Source organism: Nocardiopsis coralliicola (assembly GCF_054779695.1).
In genome coordinates, this window is sequence record NZ_BAAGXT010000060.1 from 1 (window position 1) to 18,624 (window position 18,624).

Genomic DNA, 18,624 nt, shown 5'->3' on the forward strand with positions numbered 1-18,624 from the left:
CCCGGCGGCGCGCGGCGGCGCCCAGGGGTCCAGCAGCGGCGGCCCGCAAGGGCAGCGGTGCGGTGGCGGTGCCCGGGCCGAGCGCGACCTTTCGCCGGTGGCGCGGGCGCGGCTGAAGGCGCTGCGCTCGTCCTACGACCCCGCGGACGAGGACCAGCCGGGCGAAGAGCGCGACAGCTACGTCAACGTGCCCGGCGGCGTCCGGCTGCAGAAGGCGCTGGCCCAGGCCGGCGTCGCCAGTCGGCGCGCCAGCGAGGAGCTGATCGCGGAGGGCCGGGTCACCGTCGACGGCCACACGGTGCGCCGGTTCGGCGCCCGGGTCGACCCGGAGCGGTCCGAGATCCGCGTCGACGGCATGCTGGCCGCCACCGCGCCGGACAAGCTGTACTTCGCGCTGAACAAGCCGCGCGGCGTGGTCAGCACCATGTCCGACCCCGAGGGGCGCCCCACCCTGGCCGACTACGCAGGCCAGACCGAGGAGCGGCTCTTCCACGTCGGCCGGCTCGACACCGAGACCGAGGGCCTGATCCTGCTCACCAACGACGGCGAGCTCGCCAACCGGCTCACCCACCCCAAGTACAAGGTGGTCAAGACCTACATCGCCAAGGTGCCCGGGCCGGTGCCGCGCGGCGTCGTGCGGCGCGTGCGCGACGGCGTCGAGCTGGAGGACGGGCCGGTGCAGGTCGACTCCTTCCGGGTGGTCGACAACGTCGAGCCCAAGGCGCTGGTGGAGATCCGCCTGCACGAGGGCCGCAAGCACATCGTGCGCCGCCTCATGGACGAGGTCGGGCACCCGGTGTCGGACCTGGCGCGCACCCAGGTCGGCCCGATCGACCTCAACGTGCTCAAGCCCGGCACGATGCGGGCCCTGACGGCGCGCGAGGTCAGCGAGCTGTACAGCGCCGCCGGCATGTAGTCCGGCGGCGGCGCGGGGCGGGTGCGCCCGCCCCGCGCCGCACCGCGTGCGCGGCGCGCGGGCCGGTGGTGCACAGTGGTGCAGGGCCCGGCAGTCCGGCCGGGCCAACGGAGCCAAGAGGGAGACGGGACGACAGTGGCAGTTCGAGCGGTCCGGGGTGCGGTGCAGGTGGAGGCGAACGAGCGGGAGCTCGTCCTGGAGGCCACCGCCGAACTCGTCGCGGAGGTGATGAGCCGCAATGGCCTGCACACCGACGACGTGATCAGTGTGCTGTTCACCGCGACAACCGACCTCACCGCGGAGTTTCCGGCGCTGGCGGCCCGCAAGCTCGGCTTCTCCGACGTGCCGCTGATGTGCGCCAGCGAGATCGCGGTCCCGCACGGCATGCCCCGCGTGGTCCGCCTCATGGCCCACGTCGAGACGGACCGGCCCCGCGCCGAACTCCAGCACGTCTACCTCCGCGGCGCCCAGGCGCTGCGCTTGGACATCGCTCAGTAGGAGCGGAAGACGAGGCGGGTGCGGCCGCTACCGGGCGGCCGCACCCGTGCCTTCTGCCGGCGGGCCGGCGCCCAGCCGGCCGCGCGTGGCGGCGATGACCGCCAGGGCCACCGCCGCGTAGCAGGCGCTGCGCACCGCCTCGAAGGCGACGAACCCGGGCGGTTCGAACGAGAACACGCCGGCGTAGTAGACCCCGCCCCACGTATTGCTCGCGGCGTGCATGGCGGTGACCAGCAGGACGCTGCCGCCAGAGCGGTTGAAGAGCCAGGCGAGGATCACCGCGTCGGCCACCACACCGAAGAAGAAGGCGGTCTGCAGGGGAACCCAGTCCGGTTCGCCGACGTTCAGCGGCAGGTGCCACCCGAACCAGGTGGCGCCGACCGCCAGCGCCGCGGGAAGCGCGCCCCACCGGCGCTGCAGGCGCTCCTGGGCTAGTCCGCGCCAGCCGAACTCCTCGCCCAGGCCCGCGAGCACGAAGATCGCCGCGAAGTTCAGCGGTGCGCCGAGGAGCATCCCGGCAGGCGGAGCCGTGAGTGAGCCGGGATAGAGCGCGGCGGTGGCGCCGTAGGCCGCCGCCCAGACCGCGGCGCCCATCGCGAAGAGCGCCAGCACCCACCACCGCAGGCCGACGCGGGCCAGGAGCACCCGGGCGGCCAGGCTCCGGACGCCGGCCCGCCCGCGGGCGAGGGCCGCGGCGATGAACGCGGCCGCGCTCGGCGGCACCCCGACCACCGGGACAGCGAGCGCCGAATCCCGGAACGCGGCCATGAACGGCCAGCTCAGGGCGAAAGTGAGCACCAGGAATGCGGCGACCGGGTGGGAACGGCACACCCGGCGCGGCCACTCGCCCCCGCGCACCGGCTCATCTGGCATAGCGGAAGCCGAGAGCTGGTCCCCGGCCGCCGCCCAGGGCGGCGGGAAGCTCTGCAGAGGTGCGCGGATCCCGTCGGCAGGCAGCGGCGGATCCTGCGCCGCTAGGCGCGATGCGCGGTACGGCGGCCGCGCCGGGCGGGAGCGGGAAAGCGAAGAGCAGCGGCGTCCGGCGCGGGCAGGGGACCGGTAGGCTGAAGATCCTCCCAGCTCAGCGAAGCCGGGTGCGGGCCCGGTTGCAGAAGGGCCGGTGCGGGATGCAGAAGCAGAACGGGAAGGCGGGACGCGGGATGATCGACCGCGCCGTGGTCGTGGGGGCCGGGCTCATCGGGACGTCGATCGCGCTTGCGCTGCGCGGGCACGGCGTCCGGGTGGCGCTGGCCGACCCCGACCCCGCCGCGCTCCGGATGGCCTGCGAGATCGGCGCCGGCACCGCGCTGGACGCCGGGGACCCCGGGCCGCCCGCCGACCTCGCCGTCATCGCCGCGCCGCCCGCGGCCGTTCCGCAGGCGCTGCTCGCGGCCCAGCGCGCCGGCCTGGCCCACGCCTACACCGACGCCGCCAGCGTCAAGGGCGGGGTCGTCGCCGAAGCGCGCCGGATCGGCTGCGACATGGCCTCCTTCGTGCCCGGCCACCCGATGGGCGGCCGGGAGAAGTCCGGCCCCGCCGCGGGCCGCTCCGACCTGTTCCTCGGCCGCTCCTGGGTGCTGTGCCCGGACGAGGGAGCCGCCCCGAAGGCGGCCGCGGCCGTCGCCGAACTCGCCCGGCTGTGCGGCGCCGAACCCGTCGAGCTCGGCCCCGAGGAGCACGACCGCGCCGTCGCGCTCGTCTCGCACGCGCCGCACGCCGCCGCCTCCGCGGTGGCCGCTGCCCTGCTGCACGGAGCCGATCCGGCGCTGCGCCTGTCCGGTCAGGGCGTGCGCGACGTCACCCGGATCGCCGGCGGCGACCCCGGCCTGTGGACCGGAATCCTGACCGGCAACGCCGAACCCGTCGCCGACGTGCTGGACACCGTCGCCGCCGAGCTCAGCGGCACCGCCGGCGCGCTGCGCAGCGGCACCGCCGGCGACGTGCGCGCCGCCCTGGAGCGCGGCCGGCGCGGCCGCGACCGGATCCCCGGCAAGCACGGTGAGCCCGAGCGCGCCGAACGGCGCCTCGCCGAGGTTGCGGTGGTGCTGCCCGACGAGCCCGGCGCGCTGGGCCGGCTGTTCACCGCGGTCGGCGAGACCGGTGCCAACATCGAAGACGTCCGGATCGACCATTCGCCCGGCCAGCCCCTCGGGCTCGCCCAGCTCTCCGTCCTCCCCGGCGCCGCCCCGGCCCTCGCCGACGCCCTGACCGCCCGCGGCTGGTCCGTCCACGGCTGAACAGCCGCCGGCCCGACCGCCCGGGACCGGCTCCCGGGGCAGGGGGGCCGCGCGGACCGGACCCGCCGCCGTGCTCTGCCGGGGGCGGGCTGCCGCCACCGCGCGGGTCCCGCCGTCCGTGCACGGCCCTGGCGGTGCGGGCGCGCGGTTGATGGCGGCGGGCCTCCGGCTCAGCGTTAATGCGGCCGCCAGCGGCCGGCCTGTGGCCCTCTCCGAGCGGTGACCTGGGGCTTGCGGCGCAGCGGGGACGGAGCGGTGGCATGGTGCCGCCAGCGGTGTCCGGAACCGTCGCGCGCCGGGCTGGCCTCGTGGCTTTGCACTGCTCTCCGGTGCGCCCGGCCCGGCGTCGGGCACACCGCACGCAGCGCACCGCCCAGGCCGCCCTCGGCTGGTGTGTCCGCTCGGCACAGCCCCACCGCCCGGCGGGGGCATTCGGGCTGACCGCCCCGGACTGTGGTCTCCGGTCCCGGCCGCTTCTCCGGAGTCTTTGCGGCGCTGTTCCGGCGCTCACCACTCTCCTGGTGTCCTTCGGGGGCTGCAGCGGCTGCCGGCGCGCCCCTGAGCCCAGCGCCACGGTGCGGGGTGGTCGGCGGATGCCGCGTGTCGGCGACGGGCATGGCACCGGGTCGGCCGGGCGGCCGTGCGGCTCAGAGCGCATGCGGCTGTCCGAGTCGGCGGGGGCTGTGCCGTTCTCCCATCGTTCGTCCTGCCGAGGCGCAGCGGCGCTGGCGGCGGCCCTGGGGGCTGGTCGTCTCCGGCTACCGCCGCGGGCAGCCTGCCGGCCGCGGCGGCCGGCCGACCGGCGCGTGTCGGGGCCGCGGGCGGCCGCCCCGTCAGGAGCGGACGGGGGCGGGTGAACGCCGGATGCGGTGCCGGGTGGGGAACGCGGGGAATGCGCGGATGCGCCGCGCCGTTCCGCTGTCGGATGCCGCCTGGAACTTCCCGGCGCCGCTGGTGCGCCTCGACGCGCGGGCCGCACTCCGCCGTGCAGCGCCGCCCCGCTCTCCGGGCGGAGGAGGGCGGCAGCGGCGGTACGCTTTGTGGCTGAGATGGGATGGATCGACACCCCAGTGGGAGGAGCGACGTGAGCGCGCAGGACAACGCCCGGACGGGCGTCGACGAGGGTGCCGGGCCGGGCATCGTCGTCGCGATCGACGGTCCGTCGGGTTCGGGCAAGTCCAGCACGTCCAAGGGCGTGGCAGCTGCGCGCGGCTTCGCTTACCTCGACACGGGGGCGATGTACCGGGCCGTCACCTGGTGGATGATGGAGCACCGGATCGACGTCGAGGACGCCGCGGCCGTCGCGTCGGCGGCACCGCGGCCGCAGATCGCGATGGGCACCGATCCCAGCGCCCCCACCGTCCAGGTGGACGGCGTGGACGTGGCCGCCGCGATCCGGTCGCCCGAGGTCACGGCGGCGGTGAGCGCGGTGAGCGCCGTGCCGGCCGTCCGTGAGCGGCTCGTCGCCCTGCAGCGCGAGGCCATCGCGCAGGGGCGCCGGGAACGCGGGGGCATCGTTGCAGAGGGGCGCGACATCACCACCGTGGTCGCCCCCGACGCCGCGGTGAAGCTCTTCCTCACCGCCAGTGCCGACGCGCGGGCGCAGCGCCGCAGCCGCGAGGTCCGCACCGCTGACGTCGACGGCACCCGCGAGGCGCTCGACCGGCGCGACCAGCTCGACTCGTCGCGGGCCGTGGCGCCGCTGCGCCGCACCGCCGACGCGGTGGAGCTGGAGACCACCGGTCTGACGCTGGACGAGGTGGTCGACCTCGTCGCCGGCCTCGTCGACGAGGCAGCGGCCGCCAGCCCGGCGGCCACCTGAGCCCGGACCGGGCTCGGCGGACGAGCAGTACCGGACCTGCCGTGCAGGGCCGGCCGCCCCGGCGCACGCCGGGGCCGAAACAGCACCGCGGCGCCTGGCCGGGCGCCGCACACTGCCGCCTCCACGGCACGCGACCTGGGCGCGTGGGGGCGATGTACCGGGATGGGGAATGCCGTATGTCCGACGTTTTCGACACCGACGCACCGACACCGGAGGCGGTGGCCGCCGCCGAGGGGGAGGCGGCCGTCGTGAAGCCCGTCGTCGCCGTGGTCGGGCGGCCCAACGTGGGCAAGTCGTCGCTGGTCAACCGCATTATCGGCCGCCGGGAAGCGGTCGTGGAAGACGTGCCCGGGGTGACCCGCGACCGGGTCGCCTACGACGCGTCCTGGCAGGGCCGCGCTTTCACCCTGGTCGACACCGGCGGCTGGGAGACCGGCGCCGACGGGCTCGCCGCGAGCGTCGCCAAGCAGGCCGAGTACGCGGCGCAGACCGCTGACGTCGTCCTGTTCGTGGTCGACGCGACCGTCGGGATCACCGACGCCGACGCCGCAGTCACCGACGTGCTGCGCGCCACCCGCAAGCCGGTCGTGCTCGCCGCCAACAAGGTCGACGGCGAGCTGCAGGAGCCCGACGCGATGGTGCTGTGGAACCTCGGCATCGGCGAGCCGTTCCCGATCTCGGCGCTGCACGGCCGCGGCACCGGCGACCTCCTGGACGCGGTCGCCGCCGCGTTCCCGGACGTCCCGCCGGTCCGCGACGGCGAGGAGGAGGACGGCCCGCGCCGCATCGCCCTGGTCGGCCGGCCCAACGTCGGCAAGTCCAGCCTGCTCAACCGGCTGGCCGGTGAGGACCGGGTCGTGGTCGACGCCGTCGCCGGCACCACCCGGGACGCGGTCGACGAGCTCATCGAGCTCGGCGGTATCACCTGGAAGTTCATCGACACCGCAGGCATCCGCCGCAAGTTCCGCAACCTGCAGGGCGCCGACTACTACGCGACCGTGCGCACCTCCGCGGCGCTGGAGCGGGCCGAGGTCGCGGTCGTCCTGATGGACGTCTCCGAGCCGCTCGCCGAGCAGGACATCCGGGTCGTCGAGCAGGTCGCCGACGCCGGACGCGGCCTGGTGCTGGCGTTCAACAAGTGGGACACACTGGACGAGGACCGCCGCTACTACCTGGAGAAGGAGATCGACCGGCAGCTGTCCCGGGTCTCCTGGGCGCCGCGGGTCAACATCTCCGCCAGGACCGGCCGGCACATGGAGAAGCTGGTGCCGGCGATCGACACGGCGCTGGCCGGCTGGGACACCCGCATCCCCACCGGCCGCCTCAACGGCTGGCTGAAGGAGCTCGTCGCGGCGACGCCGCCGCCGGTCCGCGGCGGCCGGCAGCCCAAGATCCTGTTCGCCACCCAGGCCGACACGCGTCCGCCGCACATCGTCCTGTTCACCACCGGCTTCCTCGAGGACAACTACCGGCGCTTCGTGGAGCGGCGGCTGCGCGAGGACTTCGGGTTCGAAGGCAGCCCGGTGAAGGTGAGCATGCGCATCCGGGAGAAGAAGAAGGGCAGCCCGCGCGCCTCCAAGGGCAGCGTCCGCCCCGACTGGAACCGCGGCGGGCGCTAGCGCCCGCCTGCACCGGCGCCCCCGCACCCGCCTCGGCGGGCGCGGGGGCGCCGTGCTCCGGTGCGGTGCTCGGTTGCCGCCGGGGCGGCGGTGCCGGAAGAATACCGGTCCCGGATCCGCCACCCCCCCTTGAGGAGTCCGCGCATGGAGCTGCCCGTCCCCTCCGGTGTCGACCCGAGCGTCCCGCACTCCGCCCGGGTGTGGAACTACTGGCTCGGCGGCAAGGACAACTACCCGGCCGACCGCGAGCTCGGCGACACGGTCATCGACACGTTTCCGCAGATCGTCGAAGGCGCTCGGGCGGACCGGGAGTTCCTGCGGCGCAGCGTGGGACTGCTGGCCCGCGAGGCGGGGATCCGCCAGTTCCTCGACATCGGCACCGGTCTGCCGACCCAGGACAACACCCACCAGGTGGCGCAGCGCGCGGCGCCGGACGCGCGGGTCGTCTACGTCGACAACGACCCGATGGTGCTTGCCCACGCGCGAGCCCTCCTCGACAGCACGCCGGAGGGCACCACCGAGTTCGCCGGCGCCGACCTGCACGACCCTGATGCGGTCCTCGCCGCGGCCGAGGGGGTGCTGGACTTCGGCCAGCCGGTCGCCCTGACCATCCTGGGCACGCTGGGCCACGTCCCCGGCTACGCCGGCGCGTGCGCGCTGCTGCGCCGCTACGTCGCAGCGCTGCCGGCCGGCAGCTACCTCGCCGTGTGCGACCTCGTCCTGCCGGACGACCCCGCCGCTGCGGCGGCCCTGGAGGCGTGGAACGCGCAGGCGGCCCTTCCCTACCGGGCGCATACCGCCGCCGAGCTCGCCGGCTACTTCGACGGACTGGAGCTGCTCGAGCCCGGCGTCGTCCCGGCGAACCGGTGGCGTCCCGAGCTCGCCGACACCCGCATCGGCCACGACGTCGAGCAGTACGCCGGACTGGCCCGCAAGCCCTGATCCGCACGGGCCGGCCGGAGCGCGGCCGGCCGCCCGGCGGGCCCGCGCCCCCGTGCTCCCGGTGCTGCACCCGCCGCTCGCCCTGCCCGCCCTGCCCGGTCTGCGCCGGTCGGAGCCGCGCGGGCCGGTCCGCACCGCAATTCCCTATTGGATGAGTGGGGTATGGTGGGGGGTGTATCCCCGACCGTGCGGGGAACGCCGATGAACCCGGCCGCGCTGGGCCGGGCGGGAGGGGGCCACCATGGCTGAAGAAGCATCCGCAGCTGTCTCCGGGGAGAACGGCGGCGTGCGCACCGTCGCGCCCGACCGGCTCGCCCGCGAACTGGGCAGCCCCGGCCTCGTCGTGGTCGACGCCACCACGCACCTGTCGATGCCCGAGTCCGGCCCGTACACGCTGGAGTCCGGCCGCGCCACCTACGAGGCCGAGCACATCCCCGGGGCGTACTTCGCCGACCTGCTCACCGACTTCGCCGATCCGGACGCCGGCCAGCCGTGGACGGTCCCGTCCTCGGAGCGGTTCGCCGCCGCGGCCGGCGCGCTGGGCATCGGCCCCGGCGCCCGCGTCGTCGTCTACGACCAGCGCAACGGCATCTGGGCCACCCGCTTCTGGTGGCACCTGCGGCTCGAGGGATTCGACGACGTCGCCGTGCTCGACGGCGGCCTCGCCGCGTGGCGGGCGGCCGGCCACCCGGTCACCGCCGAGCCCAGCCCGGCGCCCGCGCCGCGCACGTTCACCCCGCACCGCCGCCCCGAGCTGCTGCGCTCCACCGAGCAGGTGGCGGGTGCGCTCGGAGACCCGAACACGGTCCTGGTCAACGTGCTCGATCCGGAGACCTACCGCGGCGAGAAGCACACCTACCGGCGCTCCGGCCACATCCCGGGCAGCATCAACCTGCCCGTCTCCGAGGTCATCGACCCCGAGACCGGCGGGTTCAAGGAGCCAGCGGAGCTGCGCACGCTGTTCGCCGGCGCCGGCCTGCTCGACCCGGGGATCACCCCGGTCACCTACTGCGGCGGCGGTATCGCCGCAACCGGCGTCGCCCACGCACTGGCTCTGGCCGGCCGCACCGACGCCGCGGTCTATGACGGCTCGATGACCGCCTGGACCGCCGACGACGACCGCCCGCTCACCACCGGCCCCGACCCGCGCTGAGGCGCTCCCTCCGCCCCGCCCGGTTCTCCCGCCGCCCCGGTGGTGCGGATGTGCTGCGGGAGGTCGTCCAGAGCGGGTGCGGCGCCGCCGTTCCGGCTGGCCGCGGGTTCGGCAGTATCCGCGGAGGGCGTCGGCTTCCGCGCCCCGTGCCCGCCGCCGGCTCCCGGACCGGCCCCGATCCGGCCCTCCCCGATCCGTGCTGACCTGCGGGGACGTGATCGGAGCTGCTGTCTGCGGCGGGGCCCTCGGACACCGGCGCCGGGACCGCTCCCGCCGTGTTTCCCGGGCGCCCGCCGAACCGGGCCAATCCGCGATGATGGCGGCCTCCGAATACCCGGGAAGGCCGGACTCGGCAGTGGGAGGCGACGCGGTGAAGAGTGGGATCCTGATCGCACTGGGCGCATTGATGGTGCTCATGGGCGGCGTGTGGGGGCTGCAGGGGATGGGGGTGCTGCCCGGCAGCGTCATGACCGGTGTGACCCTGTGGGCCGTCGTCGGCCCGATCGTGGCCGTTGCGGGGCTGGCGCTGGTCCTGTGGGGCGTCCGGGCCCGGCGCCCTTAGGCCGTACTGCCGCCCCGCCCGGAGCCGGCGCGGACGGGGCGGCAGACCGGGCTTCTTCAGCTCGCCACTGCGCAGGAGCCGCGGTCGGCGCGGACCGGGCCGCCGTGGGTGGGGCGGATCTCGAAGTCGAAGATCTCCGCCGGCAGGTAGAGCGAGCAGCACGCGTTGGGGATGTCGACCACGCCGCTCACCCGGCCCTCGATCGGGGCCGCACCGAGCAGCAGGTACGCCTGCTCCGGGCTGTAGCCGAACTTCTCCAGGTAGGCGATGGCGTTGAGGCAGGCGTTGCGGTAGGCCAGCGTGGCGTCGTTGTAGTGGTTGGTGTCGCTTCCGTGGTCCACCGAGATCCCGATGAACGACACGAACTCGCTGTACCGCGGTTCCACGTTGCCGGGCAGGAACACCGGGTTGGTCGTGACGCCGTAGGCCGCCATGCCGCCCTTGATCAGGTCGACGTGCAGGTCGATGAAGCCGCCCATCTCGATCGCGCCGCAGAAGGTGATCTCGCCGTCGCCCTGGCTGAAGTGCAGGTCGCCGCCTGACAGCAGGGCGCCGGGCTGGTGCACCGGGTAGAAGACCCGCGCGCCGCGGGAGAAGTTCTTGATGTCGTGGTTGCCGCCGTTCTCCCGCGGCGGCACCGTGCGCGCGCCGGTGCGCGCGACCTCCACCGCCTCCTCCCCGGCCAGTGCTCCGGCCAGTACGCCGCTCTCCAGCGGCGGCAGGGCGAGCGGCGGCACCCGGTCGGGGTCGGTGGCGATCAGCGCGCGCTCGCGGGCGTTCCACCGGTCCAGCAGCTCCGGCGAGGGCGCCGTGCCGAACAGCCCGGGGTGGGTGATCCCGGTGAACTCCACTCCGGGGATGTGCCGCGAACGCGCCTTCTGCCCGTGGAAGTCCCACACGGCCTTGTAGGCGCTGGGGAAGTGGTCGGTGAGGAACCCGCCGCCGTTCTCCTTGGCGAAGATCCCGGTGTAGCCCCAGCCCTGCCCGGCGATCGGGCCCTGGTCCTGCGGCACCGGTCCCAGGTCGAGGATGTCGACGATCAGCAGGTCTCCGGGTTCGGCCCCGTCGACGGCGATGGGACCGCTGAGCATGTGCGTGCGGTCGAGGTCGACGTCGCGGATGTCGTTGGCCGAGTCGTCGTTGCGGATCTGCCCGTCGGTCCACTCGCGGCACTCCATCCGGAATGTGCTGCCGGGGCGGACGGTCGCAGCGGGCGGGATGCCGGGGTGCCAGCGGTTGTGGCCGGGCACGGACTGGTCGCGCATGGATCGGGTCTGGTCGACGCTGAACACGACATCGGGCATGGGACTCCTCCGGGAGAGCGGTGCGGATGCGGTCGGCGGGCCTGGACGCAGCGGGTTCAGGTGGGAGGAGGGAGGCCGGCGGAAGGCCGGCGGCGGGGGATGAGGCGTCGAGCGGGCGGAGGTGCGGTCGCGCGGTGCCTGCTGTCAGGGCCGGGGCAGTCGGGCGTGCCGGGGGTCGGCGGGCGGCTGCGGGTCGCCGGGGTCGGAGGATCGGCGCACGACGGTCGGTGCATGGGCGCTGGCGCCGGCGGCGTCGCGCAGCCGGGTCGCGGTGGAGCGCGGCGCGGTGAGCGCCGGGGCGGTGAACAGCCGCGGGGCGGGGGCGCCGCAGCCGCCGCAGTCCTCGGCGCGGGGTGCCGTACCCATCGGATGGTCGGCATCGAAGGTGCCGCAGTGCGGGCAGCGGAAGCGGTAGAGCGTCACGGAGCCTCCAAGGGGCAGGTGCGCCGCGGGCCGGATGTCCGGCGAACCCCTCTGAGTCAAGGGATCCGGGGGCGGGTGTGTCAATCCCGGCAGAGTCGGATTCCTTCCCGCGCCCGCCGCGGTGGGGCCGGCCACCGCGGATCCGTTCCGTGGTCTGACGGTCTCCTCGAGCCCGCGCCGGCCCTTCGGTCGTCCGGGTGCCCCGGTGGGGCCGGACCGGAATCCGGTCTACCGTGTGGTCCAGCGGCAGACCCGGGAGGTGCGGATGGCGGAGCAGGCGGACGGCTGCGACTCGGTGATCCTCGCGGGAGGGGCGGCGAGGCGCATGGGCGGAGTCGACAAGCCCGGGCTGGACGCGGGCGGTGCAACGCTGCTGGAGCGGGTGGCAGCGGCTGCGCCGGGCCGGATCGCGGTGGTCGGCCCGGCGCGGGAGAGGCCTGCGGCGCGCTACGTGGCCGAGGATCCGCCCGGCGGCGGCCCGGTGCCCGCGCTGCGCGCCGGACTGGCTGAGCTCGCGGTGGCGGCGGAGCCGGCCGGGCAGGGCGGGGGAGGGGCGCCGTATGTGGCGCTGCTCGCCGGCGACATGCCGTTCCTGTGCGCCGCGCACCTGGACCGGCTCCGCGCCGCGGCTGCCGGCCGGCCGGGCGCGGTCCTGCTCGACGGCGCCGGCCGGCACCAGTGGCTCGCGGGGGTGTGGGACGCGGCGGTGCTGCGCGCGGCGCTGGACGCCTACGCCGGGCGGTCCCTGCGCGGGCTGCTCGCCCCGCTCGGCCCGGCCGGCGTCCCCCTCGCGCCCGGCGATCCGGCCGCCGACGACTGCGATACGCCCGCCGACCTCGACCGCGCCCGCGCCCGGTTCGCCCGGCCCGACTGAGCACACCCGGTGCGCGCCGGTGACGGCGCCGTCCGCTGCGCTGCGCGGTGTCCGGCTCAGCCCTGGACGCCGCCCGGCTCGGCCCCGCCGGCGAAGGGTTCGGTGGACCGCAGGAAGCCGCGGACCTCGAGGAAGTCAGCGAGGTAGCCGCGGTGCTCGCCGCAGGCGAGCCAGGTCTTGCGGCGGTCCGGGGTGTGCAGCTTGGGGTTGTTCCACAGCAGGGCCCAGGCGGCGGCGTCGCGGCAGCCCCGGCGGGAGCACTGCGCGGGGAGTTCGTCCGGTTCGGTCACTGCGGGCTCCTGCATCGGGCGGGCGGCGGATGCCTCCACGCTACCGGCGGAGACCGCTGCCAGGCTCCAGTGCGCCGGCAGGGCCCGGGAGCGCCGGCGGAGGCGGGCACCAGCCGCGGGGCTGCTCCGGGCAGGGGGAGCGCAGTGTGCCGCACGCGGAGTGCGGAGAAGAAGGCGGCGCCGGGTGGCTACGGGGGCAAACCACCCGACGCCGCGCGGTGTTTCGACGGGGGCTCGAAACACCGACCGAGCGCTTCGACGGGGGACCGAAGCGCTGGACCCAATGTACACCGGCCCTCCCGGGTGTGCGTCAAGAGTCGATTACGACGTGATCTCGGGACACTCTCGCGACGTGCGGTTTCTTCGGATAGAGGTCAATTGTCCGGCGCGGGACCAACGGCCTTGGCGGGTGTTCCGAGGGGCGGCCCCGACGTGCGGCAAAGCACACGCAAAGCGCGGGTGGTGCGGCGGCGGGCGGCGCCGGTTGAGGCTGCGCCGGGCGGGGAGGGTGGAGCCGAAAGCGACATTCCGGCCGGACCCGTTCGCGGCGCAGCGGACACCGGGCTGCGGGCCGGGGCACTGAACGCCGAGGAGGCACCGTGAGCTCGCACACCTACCGCGTCACCGAGATCGTGGGCACGTCCGACTCCAGCGTCGACGACGCGATCCGCAGCGGGGTCGCCCGCGCCCACGACACCCTCCGGGGCCTCGACTGGTTCGAGGTGACCGAGGTCCGCGGGCACATCGAGGACGGCATCGTCGCCCACTACCAGGTCGGCCTGAAGATCGGATTCCGCCTGGAACCGGCCGGCTGATGCGCACCGCACTGCGGCCCGGCCGGCGCCGGCCGGGCCGCAGTAGCCGGGTGCGGTGCCCGGTGGGCCCGATCCGCAGGCCCGGCCGGGGCGAGCCCTAGGACGCCTGGCTCACCGTCGACATGTTGAAGTCGGGGATGCGCAGCGGCGGCATCGCCGTGCGCGGGAAGTAGTCGCCGTACTCGCGGGACAGGGCCGGCACGGCAGCGCCCGCCTCGGCGACCCGCTGCAGCAGGCCGACGGGCGACTCGTTGAACCGGAAGTTGTTCACCGCGCCGGTGACCTCGCCGTCCTCGACGAGGTAGACGCCGTCCCGCGTCAGCCCGGTCATCAGCATCGACTGCGGGTCGACCATGCGGATGTACCACAGGCAGGTCAGCAGCAGCCCGCGCTCGGTGGAGGCGACCAGGTCCTCGGTCGACGCCGCCGCACCCGGCTGCTCCAGCACCAGGTTGTCGGCGAAGCCGGTGGCCGCGGTGCCGAGCCGGCGCGCCGTGGCCCGGGTCTGCCCCAGCGCCGCGAGCACTCCGTCCGCAATCCACTCGGTGCGCCGTACCGGCAGTCCGTTGTCGAACGCGCTGGCGTCGCGCCCCGGTGCGTCGGCGATCGCGAACGGCGCGCACTCCAGCCCCGGGCGGGCCGGGTCGCTCAGCAGCGTCAGGCCGAGCCCGGCCAGGTGCTCGCCGATCCGCGTGCCGCCGCTGCCGCCGGCGGAGAACGCGCTGCGGCCCTCCGCCGCGTCGCGGGCGCCGGCGTCGAAGTACAGCGGCACCATCAGGTCGGCCACCGCGGTCGGCGGCAGCACCGCCGCGTAGCGCCCGGCGGGCAGCTCGACCTGGTTGGCGGCCCAGCCCGCGCGGCGCGCCAGTTCGGCGTCGAGTGCGTCCACGTCCACGTCGGCGAAGTCCCGGGTGGCCCGGCCGACCCACGCCGAGCGCGGATCGCCCTGGGCGGCGCGGGTGTTCATCTCGATGGTGCCGGTGGGCTGGTCGTGGCGGAGCCGCAGACCGGCGGAGGTGCCCAGGAACACCGACTCGACGGTGTGCTGGGCGAAGCCGTAGTGCAGCCGGCCGGACTGGGCGGAGGCAGCGAACGCCCGGCCGAGTCCGGCTGCGGTGCCGTCGAACACCTCGATGGCGGTGCCGCCCGGCGCGCCGTCCCACTCCGCACCGGCGCCGGCCTCTGCCGGGGTGACCAGCGGCATGGCCTCCTCGGAGGGCAGTGCCTCGGCCGCCGCGGCCTCCGCGGCGCGCACGAGGTCCTCCAGCTGGGCCGTCCCCTCCGCACCCTCGGCGTGCAGCCCGCCGCGCTCGATCACCCCGACCGAGGTGCCGGCCGGGCCCTCGTCGAGCGCGATCACGGTGACCGACCGGCTGCGCGCGACGCCGTTGGTGGTCAGCGACCCGCCGGCCCAGCGCAGGTTCGCGGTGCTGCGCTCGCGTACCAGCACCATGCAGCCGCTGGTCCGGGACAGCTCCAGCGCCCGCTCGACGACGGCCTGGGGATCCGAGCCGGTCAATTTCCCCACGCTGCTCAATTCCCTGCCTCCTGCACGGTGTTGAGGATGCGGACCCCGGTGAAGGCCGCCGCGGGGCAGCCGTGGCTGACCGCCGCGACCTGGCCGGGCTGGCCCTTGCCGCACCGGAAGGTGCCGCCGAGGACGTAGGTGGACGGGCCGCCGACCGCTGCCATCGACCGCCAGAAGTCGGTCGTAGTGGCCTGGTAGGCGACATCGCGCAGCATGCCGTCCAGGCGCCCCGAGCGGATCCGGTAGAAGCGCTGCCCGGTGAACTGGAAGTTGTACCGCTGCATGTCGATGGACCAGCTTCGGTCGCCCACCAGGAGGATGCCGTCCTCGATGCCCGCGATGAGGCCCTCGGTGTCCGGGCCGTGCGGGTCGGCGGCCAGCGAGACGTTGGCCATCCGCTGGATCGGCATGTGGCCCGGCGAGTCGGCGAACGCGCAGCCGTTGGAGGAGTCCAGGCCCTGGGCCGCGGAGATGCGCCGGTCCCGCTGGTAGCCGGCGAGCACACCGTCGCGGACCAGGTCGAAGGAGGACGCCGCGACGCCCTCGTCGTCGTAGCCGACCGTGGCCAGCCCGTGTGCGGCGGTCCGGTCGCCGGTGACGTGCATCCCGGGGGCGCCGTACTGCAGCTCGCCAAGCAGGTCCGGGGTGGCGAACGAGGTGCCGGCGTAGGCCGCCTCGTAGCCCAGGGCGCGGTCGAGCTCGGTGGCGTGCCCGATGCTCTCGTGGATCGTCAGCCACAGCTGGGACGGGTCGACGACGAGGTCGTAGCGGCCCGGCTCGACCGAGGGGGCGCGCATCTTCTCGTCCAGCAGGGCCGGAAGGTCGCCGATCTCCGCCTCGACCGTGGGCAGGTACTCCCAGCCGCGCGCGGTGGGCGGTGACAGCGTGCGCATGCTGTCGAGCACGCCGTCCCGGTGGGCGAACACCTCCACCTCGGGTGCGATGCGCACCCGCTGCTGCACCGTCGAGGTGCCGGCGCTGTCGGCGTAGAACTTCTGCTCCTTGGCCTGGAGCAGGGTGGCGTCGACGTGGTCGATCCGGTTGTCCTCCTGCAGCCGGCGGCACCAGCCCGAGAGCAGCGCCGACTGCTGGCGCAGCGTGACGGAGAACGGGTCGGTCGCGTAGTCGGACACCCAGGAGGCGTCGGTGTGCACCGGCTCGGGCGCGAGCTCCACCCGTTCCGCCGCGAGCGGCGCGGCGGTGCGGGCGACGGCGACCGCCCGGTCCGCGGCCTGCTCGGCGGCCTCGGGGGTCAGCGCGTCGGAGGAGGCGAAGCCCCACACGCCGCCGTGCACGACGCGCACCGCGAAGCCGAGCGTGTCGCTCTCGGCCGCGGTGTCGACGGCGCCGTCGGAGACGTCGAGGGTGCGGCCGCGGACGCGCTCGAGTCGGAAGTCGGCGTGCTCGGCGCCGAGCTGCCCGGCGCGCCCGAGGGCGGCGTCGGCGAGCCGGCGCAGGGGAAGGGCGAGGAAGTCCGCATCGATCTCAGGCACGGGCGCCAACCTACTGGTCGCGGCCCTGCCGCGGCCAGGGCCGCGACCAGTAGGCCGGGCGCGGCGTCCGCCCCCACCGTCCGCCCGGGCGGCGGTGGGTCCTCAACCGCCCCGCAGCACGTCGACGTGGACGTGGTCGAGGTGGCGCAGGATCTCGTTGTCGGGGTCGGGGGAGCGGTAGTCCCACCAGCCGCGCATGGATCCGCGGGAGTTCCAGATCTTGTCGTCGAAGATGACGTTGGCGACGTCCAGCTCCTCGGCGTGTGCGACGAGCCAGTGCGCCAGCAGCCACCCTTCGCGCCGGTTCTCCTCGGTCACCGGCCGGTAGAACACGTCAATCGCGCGCCCGTCGTAGTGCGCGGAGTCGCCGCCGTGCCCGGAGTCGATGCCGCCGGGCTCGTAGCCGCCCAGGCTCTGCTCGCCGAAGACCTCCGCCATGGCGTCCAGCACGGTCTGGGCGCGCGGAGTGAGCCCGCTCTCGGTGAGCTCCTCCTCTTCCAGCCCGCCGCGGGGAGTGGCACGGCAGTTCAGGCTGGGCCCGGCGTCGTCCGGAGGCCCCTCGGCGAGCCGCTCCAGCGCTGCGGCCGGCACACCGCCGGTGTCCGGCGCCTCCTGGCCGAGGGCCTCCAGCGCTACCGCAGTGGTGGCCGCCTGCGCCTGCTCCGTGGTGAGCGCGATGTCCCCGTCGCCGGTGTCCACCGTGCACTCGGGCCCCCAGGGCAGGGCGGTCCGGTCGACGCCGGCCCGCTCGAGCAGCGGCGGGCCCGCTACCACGGCGGCGCCGGCCAGCAGGGCGAGCACGACGAGCCCCGCCGCGCCGCAGCCCAGGCAGCCGCCGCCGCGGCGGCGCCGCCTTCGCGGGCGGCGGTGTCCGGGCCCGACCGGGCCGGGCGGCTGGTCGCTGTCTCCATCAGATGCGCTCACATCCGGTGTGACGGCGCCGCGGGGCCCAGAGTTCCCGCGCGGGCGCGGTCGGGCGCGGTCGGGCGCGGTCGGGCGCACCGGCGGGCGCCCGGCGGGTGCCGACCGCCCGGACGCTGGGACGTACCGGGTGGCGCGCAGCAGGGCAGGTGTCCGCCGGATGCGCGTCCTAGGCGTCGCTGCTGCCGCTGCCTTCCAGGACGTCGACGTGGACGTGGTCGAGGTGGCGCAGGATCTCGTTGTCGGGGTCGGCGGCCTCGTAGTCCCGCCACCCGGACAGCGACTTCTCGGAGTTCCAGATCTTGTCGTCGAAGATGATGACGGCGACCTCGAGCTCCGGGGCGTGCGCGAGCAGCCAGTTGGCCACCAGCCACCCCTCGCGCCGGTGCTCCTCGTTCACCGGGCGGAAGAACACGTCCAGGGCGCGCCCGTCGTAGTGGGCGGAGCCCTCGCCGTGCCCGGTGTCGTAGCCGCCGGGCTCGTAGCCGCCCACGCTCTGATCGCCGAACACCCCGCCCATCTCGTCGAGCAGGTTCTTGGCGCGCGGCGTCAGCCCCATCGGGAGCTCGTCCTCGGCGTCCAGGGTGCTCGGCGGGGTGACGCTGCAGGTGAGGGTGGGTCCGGCGTCGTCTGACGGCCCCTCGGCGAGCCGCTGCATGACCAGGTCGGGCACGCCGGAGGTGTCCGGCGGCTCCTCCCCGCGGGCCTGCAGCGCCACCGCGGTGGTGGCCGTCTTCGCCTGCTCCCGGGTCAGGGCCACGGTGCTGCCGTCGCTGCCGACCTCGACCGAGCAGGCCGGCTTCCACGGGAAGAAGGTCCGGTGGGCGTCGACCGGCCCCTGCATGCGCGGCACGGCGACCGCCGCGACAGCGATCAGCACCGCTGCGGCGAGCCCCGCCGCTCCGGCGTAGGCCCACTGCTCGCGGCGCTGCCTCCCGGTGTACTCCCGGCTGTGCTGCGGCGCGCGGTGCTGCCCCGGCCGGTGCGGTCCGGGGAGGGATCGGGGTGCGCGGCCGCCCGGTGCGGCGTGCCGGCCGGCCGGGGGGCCGCTGCGCTCGGGACCGCCCGGGGTGCGCTGGTCGCGTTCTCCGTGATCAGTGCTCACAACGGAGCAGACAAGAATCCGTACGGTCGGAATTCCCGACGATCATCACTATCTATCAAAAATAGGGGCAAATGGGATGTATGTCACGCGCTACTCGGCGCTGCTCCGCCAACCCGCCCGCA

General features: G+C 75.2%; 18 protein-coding genes. 10 read left to right on the top strand and 8 right to left on the bottom strand.

What is annotated here, in order from left to right:
• Together ACYVGT_RS25860 and aroH are read left to right on the top strand one after the other, a co-directional pair.
• The coding region (locus ACYVGT_RS25860) for a pseudouridine synthase (protein WP_460863016.1) at positions 1-916 on the top strand (916 nt) is incomplete at its 5' end.
• Positions 917-1,051: 135 nt separating this feature from the next.
• Entirely contained in the window at positions 1,052-1,414 is a 363-nt protein-coding gene (gene aroH / locus ACYVGT_RS25865) for a chorismate mutase (RefSeq protein ID WP_460863017.1), read from the top strand.
• Between the two features lie 27 nt (positions 1,415-1,441).
• Here aroH and ACYVGT_RS25870 read toward each other — a convergent pair whose 3' ends face one another.
• A complete protein-coding gene (locus ACYVGT_RS25870; RefSeq protein ID WP_460863018.1) occupies positions 1,442-2,287 on the bottom strand; it encodes a lysostaphin resistance A-like protein in 846 nt (281 codons plus the stop codon).
• A gap of 254 nt (positions 2,288-2,541) precedes the next feature.
• On the opposite strand from ACYVGT_RS25870, the gene ACYVGT_RS25875 reads away from it, so the two are divergent.
• From ACYVGT_RS25875 to ACYVGT_RS25900, 6 genes are all read left to right on the top strand, one after another.
• Positions 2,542-3,651, top strand: a complete 1,110-nt coding sequence (locus tag ACYVGT_RS25875; RefSeq protein WP_460863019.1) for a prephenate dehydrogenase — start codon at positions 2,542-2,544, stop codon at positions 3,649-3,651.
• 1,084 nt (positions 3,652-4,735) lie between these two features.
• Positions 4,736-5,473 (top strand): (d)CMP kinase, encoded by a 738-nt coding sequence (gene cmk / locus ACYVGT_RS25880; RefSeq protein WP_460863020.1) that lies wholly within the window; start codon positions 4,736-4,738, stop codon positions 5,471-5,473.
• 176 nt (positions 5,474-5,649) lie between these two features.
• Positions 5,650-7,092 carry a ribosome biogenesis GTPase Der gene (gene der, locus ACYVGT_RS25885; protein ID WP_460863021.1) on the top strand — a complete coding sequence of 481 codons (1,443 nt, stop codon included), beginning with the start codon at positions 5,650-5,652 and terminating at the stop codon, positions 7,090-7,092.
• Between the two features lie 144 nt (positions 7,093-7,236).
• Positions 7,237-8,034 carry an SAM-dependent methyltransferase gene (locus ACYVGT_RS25890; RefSeq protein ID WP_460863022.1) on the top strand — a complete coding sequence of 266 codons (798 nt, stop codon included), beginning with the start codon at positions 7,237-7,239 and terminating at the stop codon, positions 8,032-8,034.
• A gap of 241 nt (positions 8,035-8,275) precedes the next feature.
• Positions 8,276-9,187 carry a sulfurtransferase gene (locus ACYVGT_RS25895; protein WP_460863023.1) on the top strand — a complete coding sequence of 304 codons (912 nt, stop codon included), beginning with the start codon at positions 8,276-8,278 and terminating at the stop codon, positions 9,185-9,187.
• 370 nt (positions 9,188-9,557) lie between these two features.
• On the top strand, positions 9,558-9,749 hold the full coding sequence (locus ACYVGT_RS25900; RefSeq protein ID WP_460863024.1) for a hypothetical protein: 192 nt from the start codon (positions 9,558-9,560) through the stop codon (positions 9,747-9,749).
• Positions 9,750-9,805: 56 nt separating this feature from the next.
• Here the strand turns inward: ACYVGT_RS25900 and fmdA are convergent, their stop codons facing one another.
• Both fmdA and ACYVGT_RS25910 read right to left on the bottom strand, forming a co-directional pair.
• Complete coding sequence (gene fmdA / locus ACYVGT_RS25905) at positions 9,806-11,053, bottom strand: formamidase (RefSeq protein WP_460863025.1); 1,248 nt, start codon at positions 11,051-11,053, stop codon at positions 9,806-9,808.
• A 144-nt stretch (positions 11,054-11,197) separates the two neighbouring features.
• Entirely contained in the window at positions 11,198-11,476 is a 279-nt protein-coding gene (locus ACYVGT_RS25910) for an FmdB family zinc ribbon protein (RefSeq protein ID WP_460863026.1), read from the bottom strand.
• Between the two features lie 265 nt (positions 11,477-11,741).
• Between ACYVGT_RS25910 and mobA the strand changes: the two genes are divergently transcribed.
• Positions 11,742-12,350, top strand: a complete 609-nt coding sequence (mobA, locus tag ACYVGT_RS25915; protein ID WP_460863027.1) for a molybdenum cofactor guanylyltransferase — start codon at positions 11,742-11,744, stop codon at positions 12,348-12,350.
• 56 nt (positions 12,351-12,406) lie between these two features.
• Here the strand turns inward: mobA and ACYVGT_RS25920 are convergent, their stop codons facing one another.
• Positions 12,407-12,640, bottom strand: coding sequence for a hypothetical protein (locus ACYVGT_RS25920; RefSeq protein ID WP_460863028.1), 234 nt, complete (start codon positions 12,638-12,640; stop codon positions 12,407-12,409).
• Between the two features lie 599 nt (positions 12,641-13,239).
• On the opposite strand from ACYVGT_RS25920, the gene ACYVGT_RS25925 reads away from it, so the two are divergent.
• Positions 13,240-13,455: a dodecin gene (locus tag ACYVGT_RS25925; protein WP_460863029.1), complete on the top strand. Its 216-nt coding sequence runs from the start codon at positions 13,240-13,242 to the stop codon at positions 13,453-13,455.
• 97 nt (positions 13,456-13,552) lie between these two features.
• Here the strand turns inward: ACYVGT_RS25925 and ACYVGT_RS25930 are convergent, their stop codons facing one another.
• The 4 genes from ACYVGT_RS25930 to ACYVGT_RS25945 form a co-directional block, all read right to left on the bottom strand.
• The gene (locus ACYVGT_RS25930; protein WP_460863030.1) at positions 13,553-14,974 is read right to left on the bottom strand and encodes a metallopeptidase TldD-related protein; all 1,422 of its coding nucleotides are present in this window, start codon (positions 14,972-14,974) and stop codon (positions 13,553-13,555) included.
• Positions 14,975-14,988: 14 nt separating this feature from the next.
• Positions 14,989-16,476 carry a TldD/PmbA family protein gene (locus ACYVGT_RS25935; protein WP_460863031.1) on the bottom strand — a complete coding sequence of 496 codons (1,488 nt, stop codon included), beginning with the start codon at positions 16,474-16,476 and terminating at the stop codon, positions 14,989-14,991.
• Between the two features lie 102 nt (positions 16,477-16,578).
• Positions 16,579-17,400 (bottom strand): hypothetical protein, encoded by an 822-nt coding sequence (locus tag ACYVGT_RS25940; RefSeq protein ID WP_460863032.1) that lies wholly within the window; start codon positions 17,398-17,400, stop codon positions 16,579-16,581.
• Between the two features lie 166 nt (positions 17,401-17,566).
• Positions 17,567-18,502, bottom strand: coding sequence for a hypothetical protein (locus ACYVGT_RS25945; protein ID WP_460863033.1), 936 nt, complete (start codon positions 18,500-18,502; stop codon positions 17,567-17,569).
• Positions 18,503-18,624: the final 122 nt, after the last annotated feature.

Bases quoted from the DNA above. Each gene is read 5' to 3' on its own strand.
- ACYVGT_RS25870 (WP_460863018.1), bottom strand. From the start codon at position 2,287: ATGCCAGATGAGCCGGTGCGCGGGGGCGAGTGGCCGCGCCGGGTGTGC.
- ACYVGT_RS25875 (WP_460863019.1), top strand. From the start codon at position 2,542: ATGCAGAAGCAGAACGGGAAGGCGGGACGCGGGATGATCGACCGCGCC.
- der (WP_460863021.1), top strand. From the start codon at position 5,650: ATGTCCGACGTTTTCGACACCGACGCACCGACACCGGAGGCGGTGGCC.
- ACYVGT_RS25890 (WP_460863022.1), top strand. From the start codon at position 7,237: ATGGAGCTGCCCGTCCCCTCCGGTGTCGACCCGAGCGTCCCGCACTCC.
- ACYVGT_RS25895 (WP_460863023.1), top strand. From the start codon at position 8,276: ATGGCTGAAGAAGCATCCGCAGCTGTCTCCGGGGAGAACGGCGGCGTG.
- fmdA (WP_460863025.1), bottom strand. From the start codon at position 11,053: ATGCCCGATGTCGTGTTCAGCGTCGACCAGACCCGATCCATGCGCGAC.
- mobA (WP_460863027.1), top strand. From the start codon at position 11,742: ATGGCGGAGCAGGCGGACGGCTGCGACTCGGTGATCCTCGCGGGAGGG.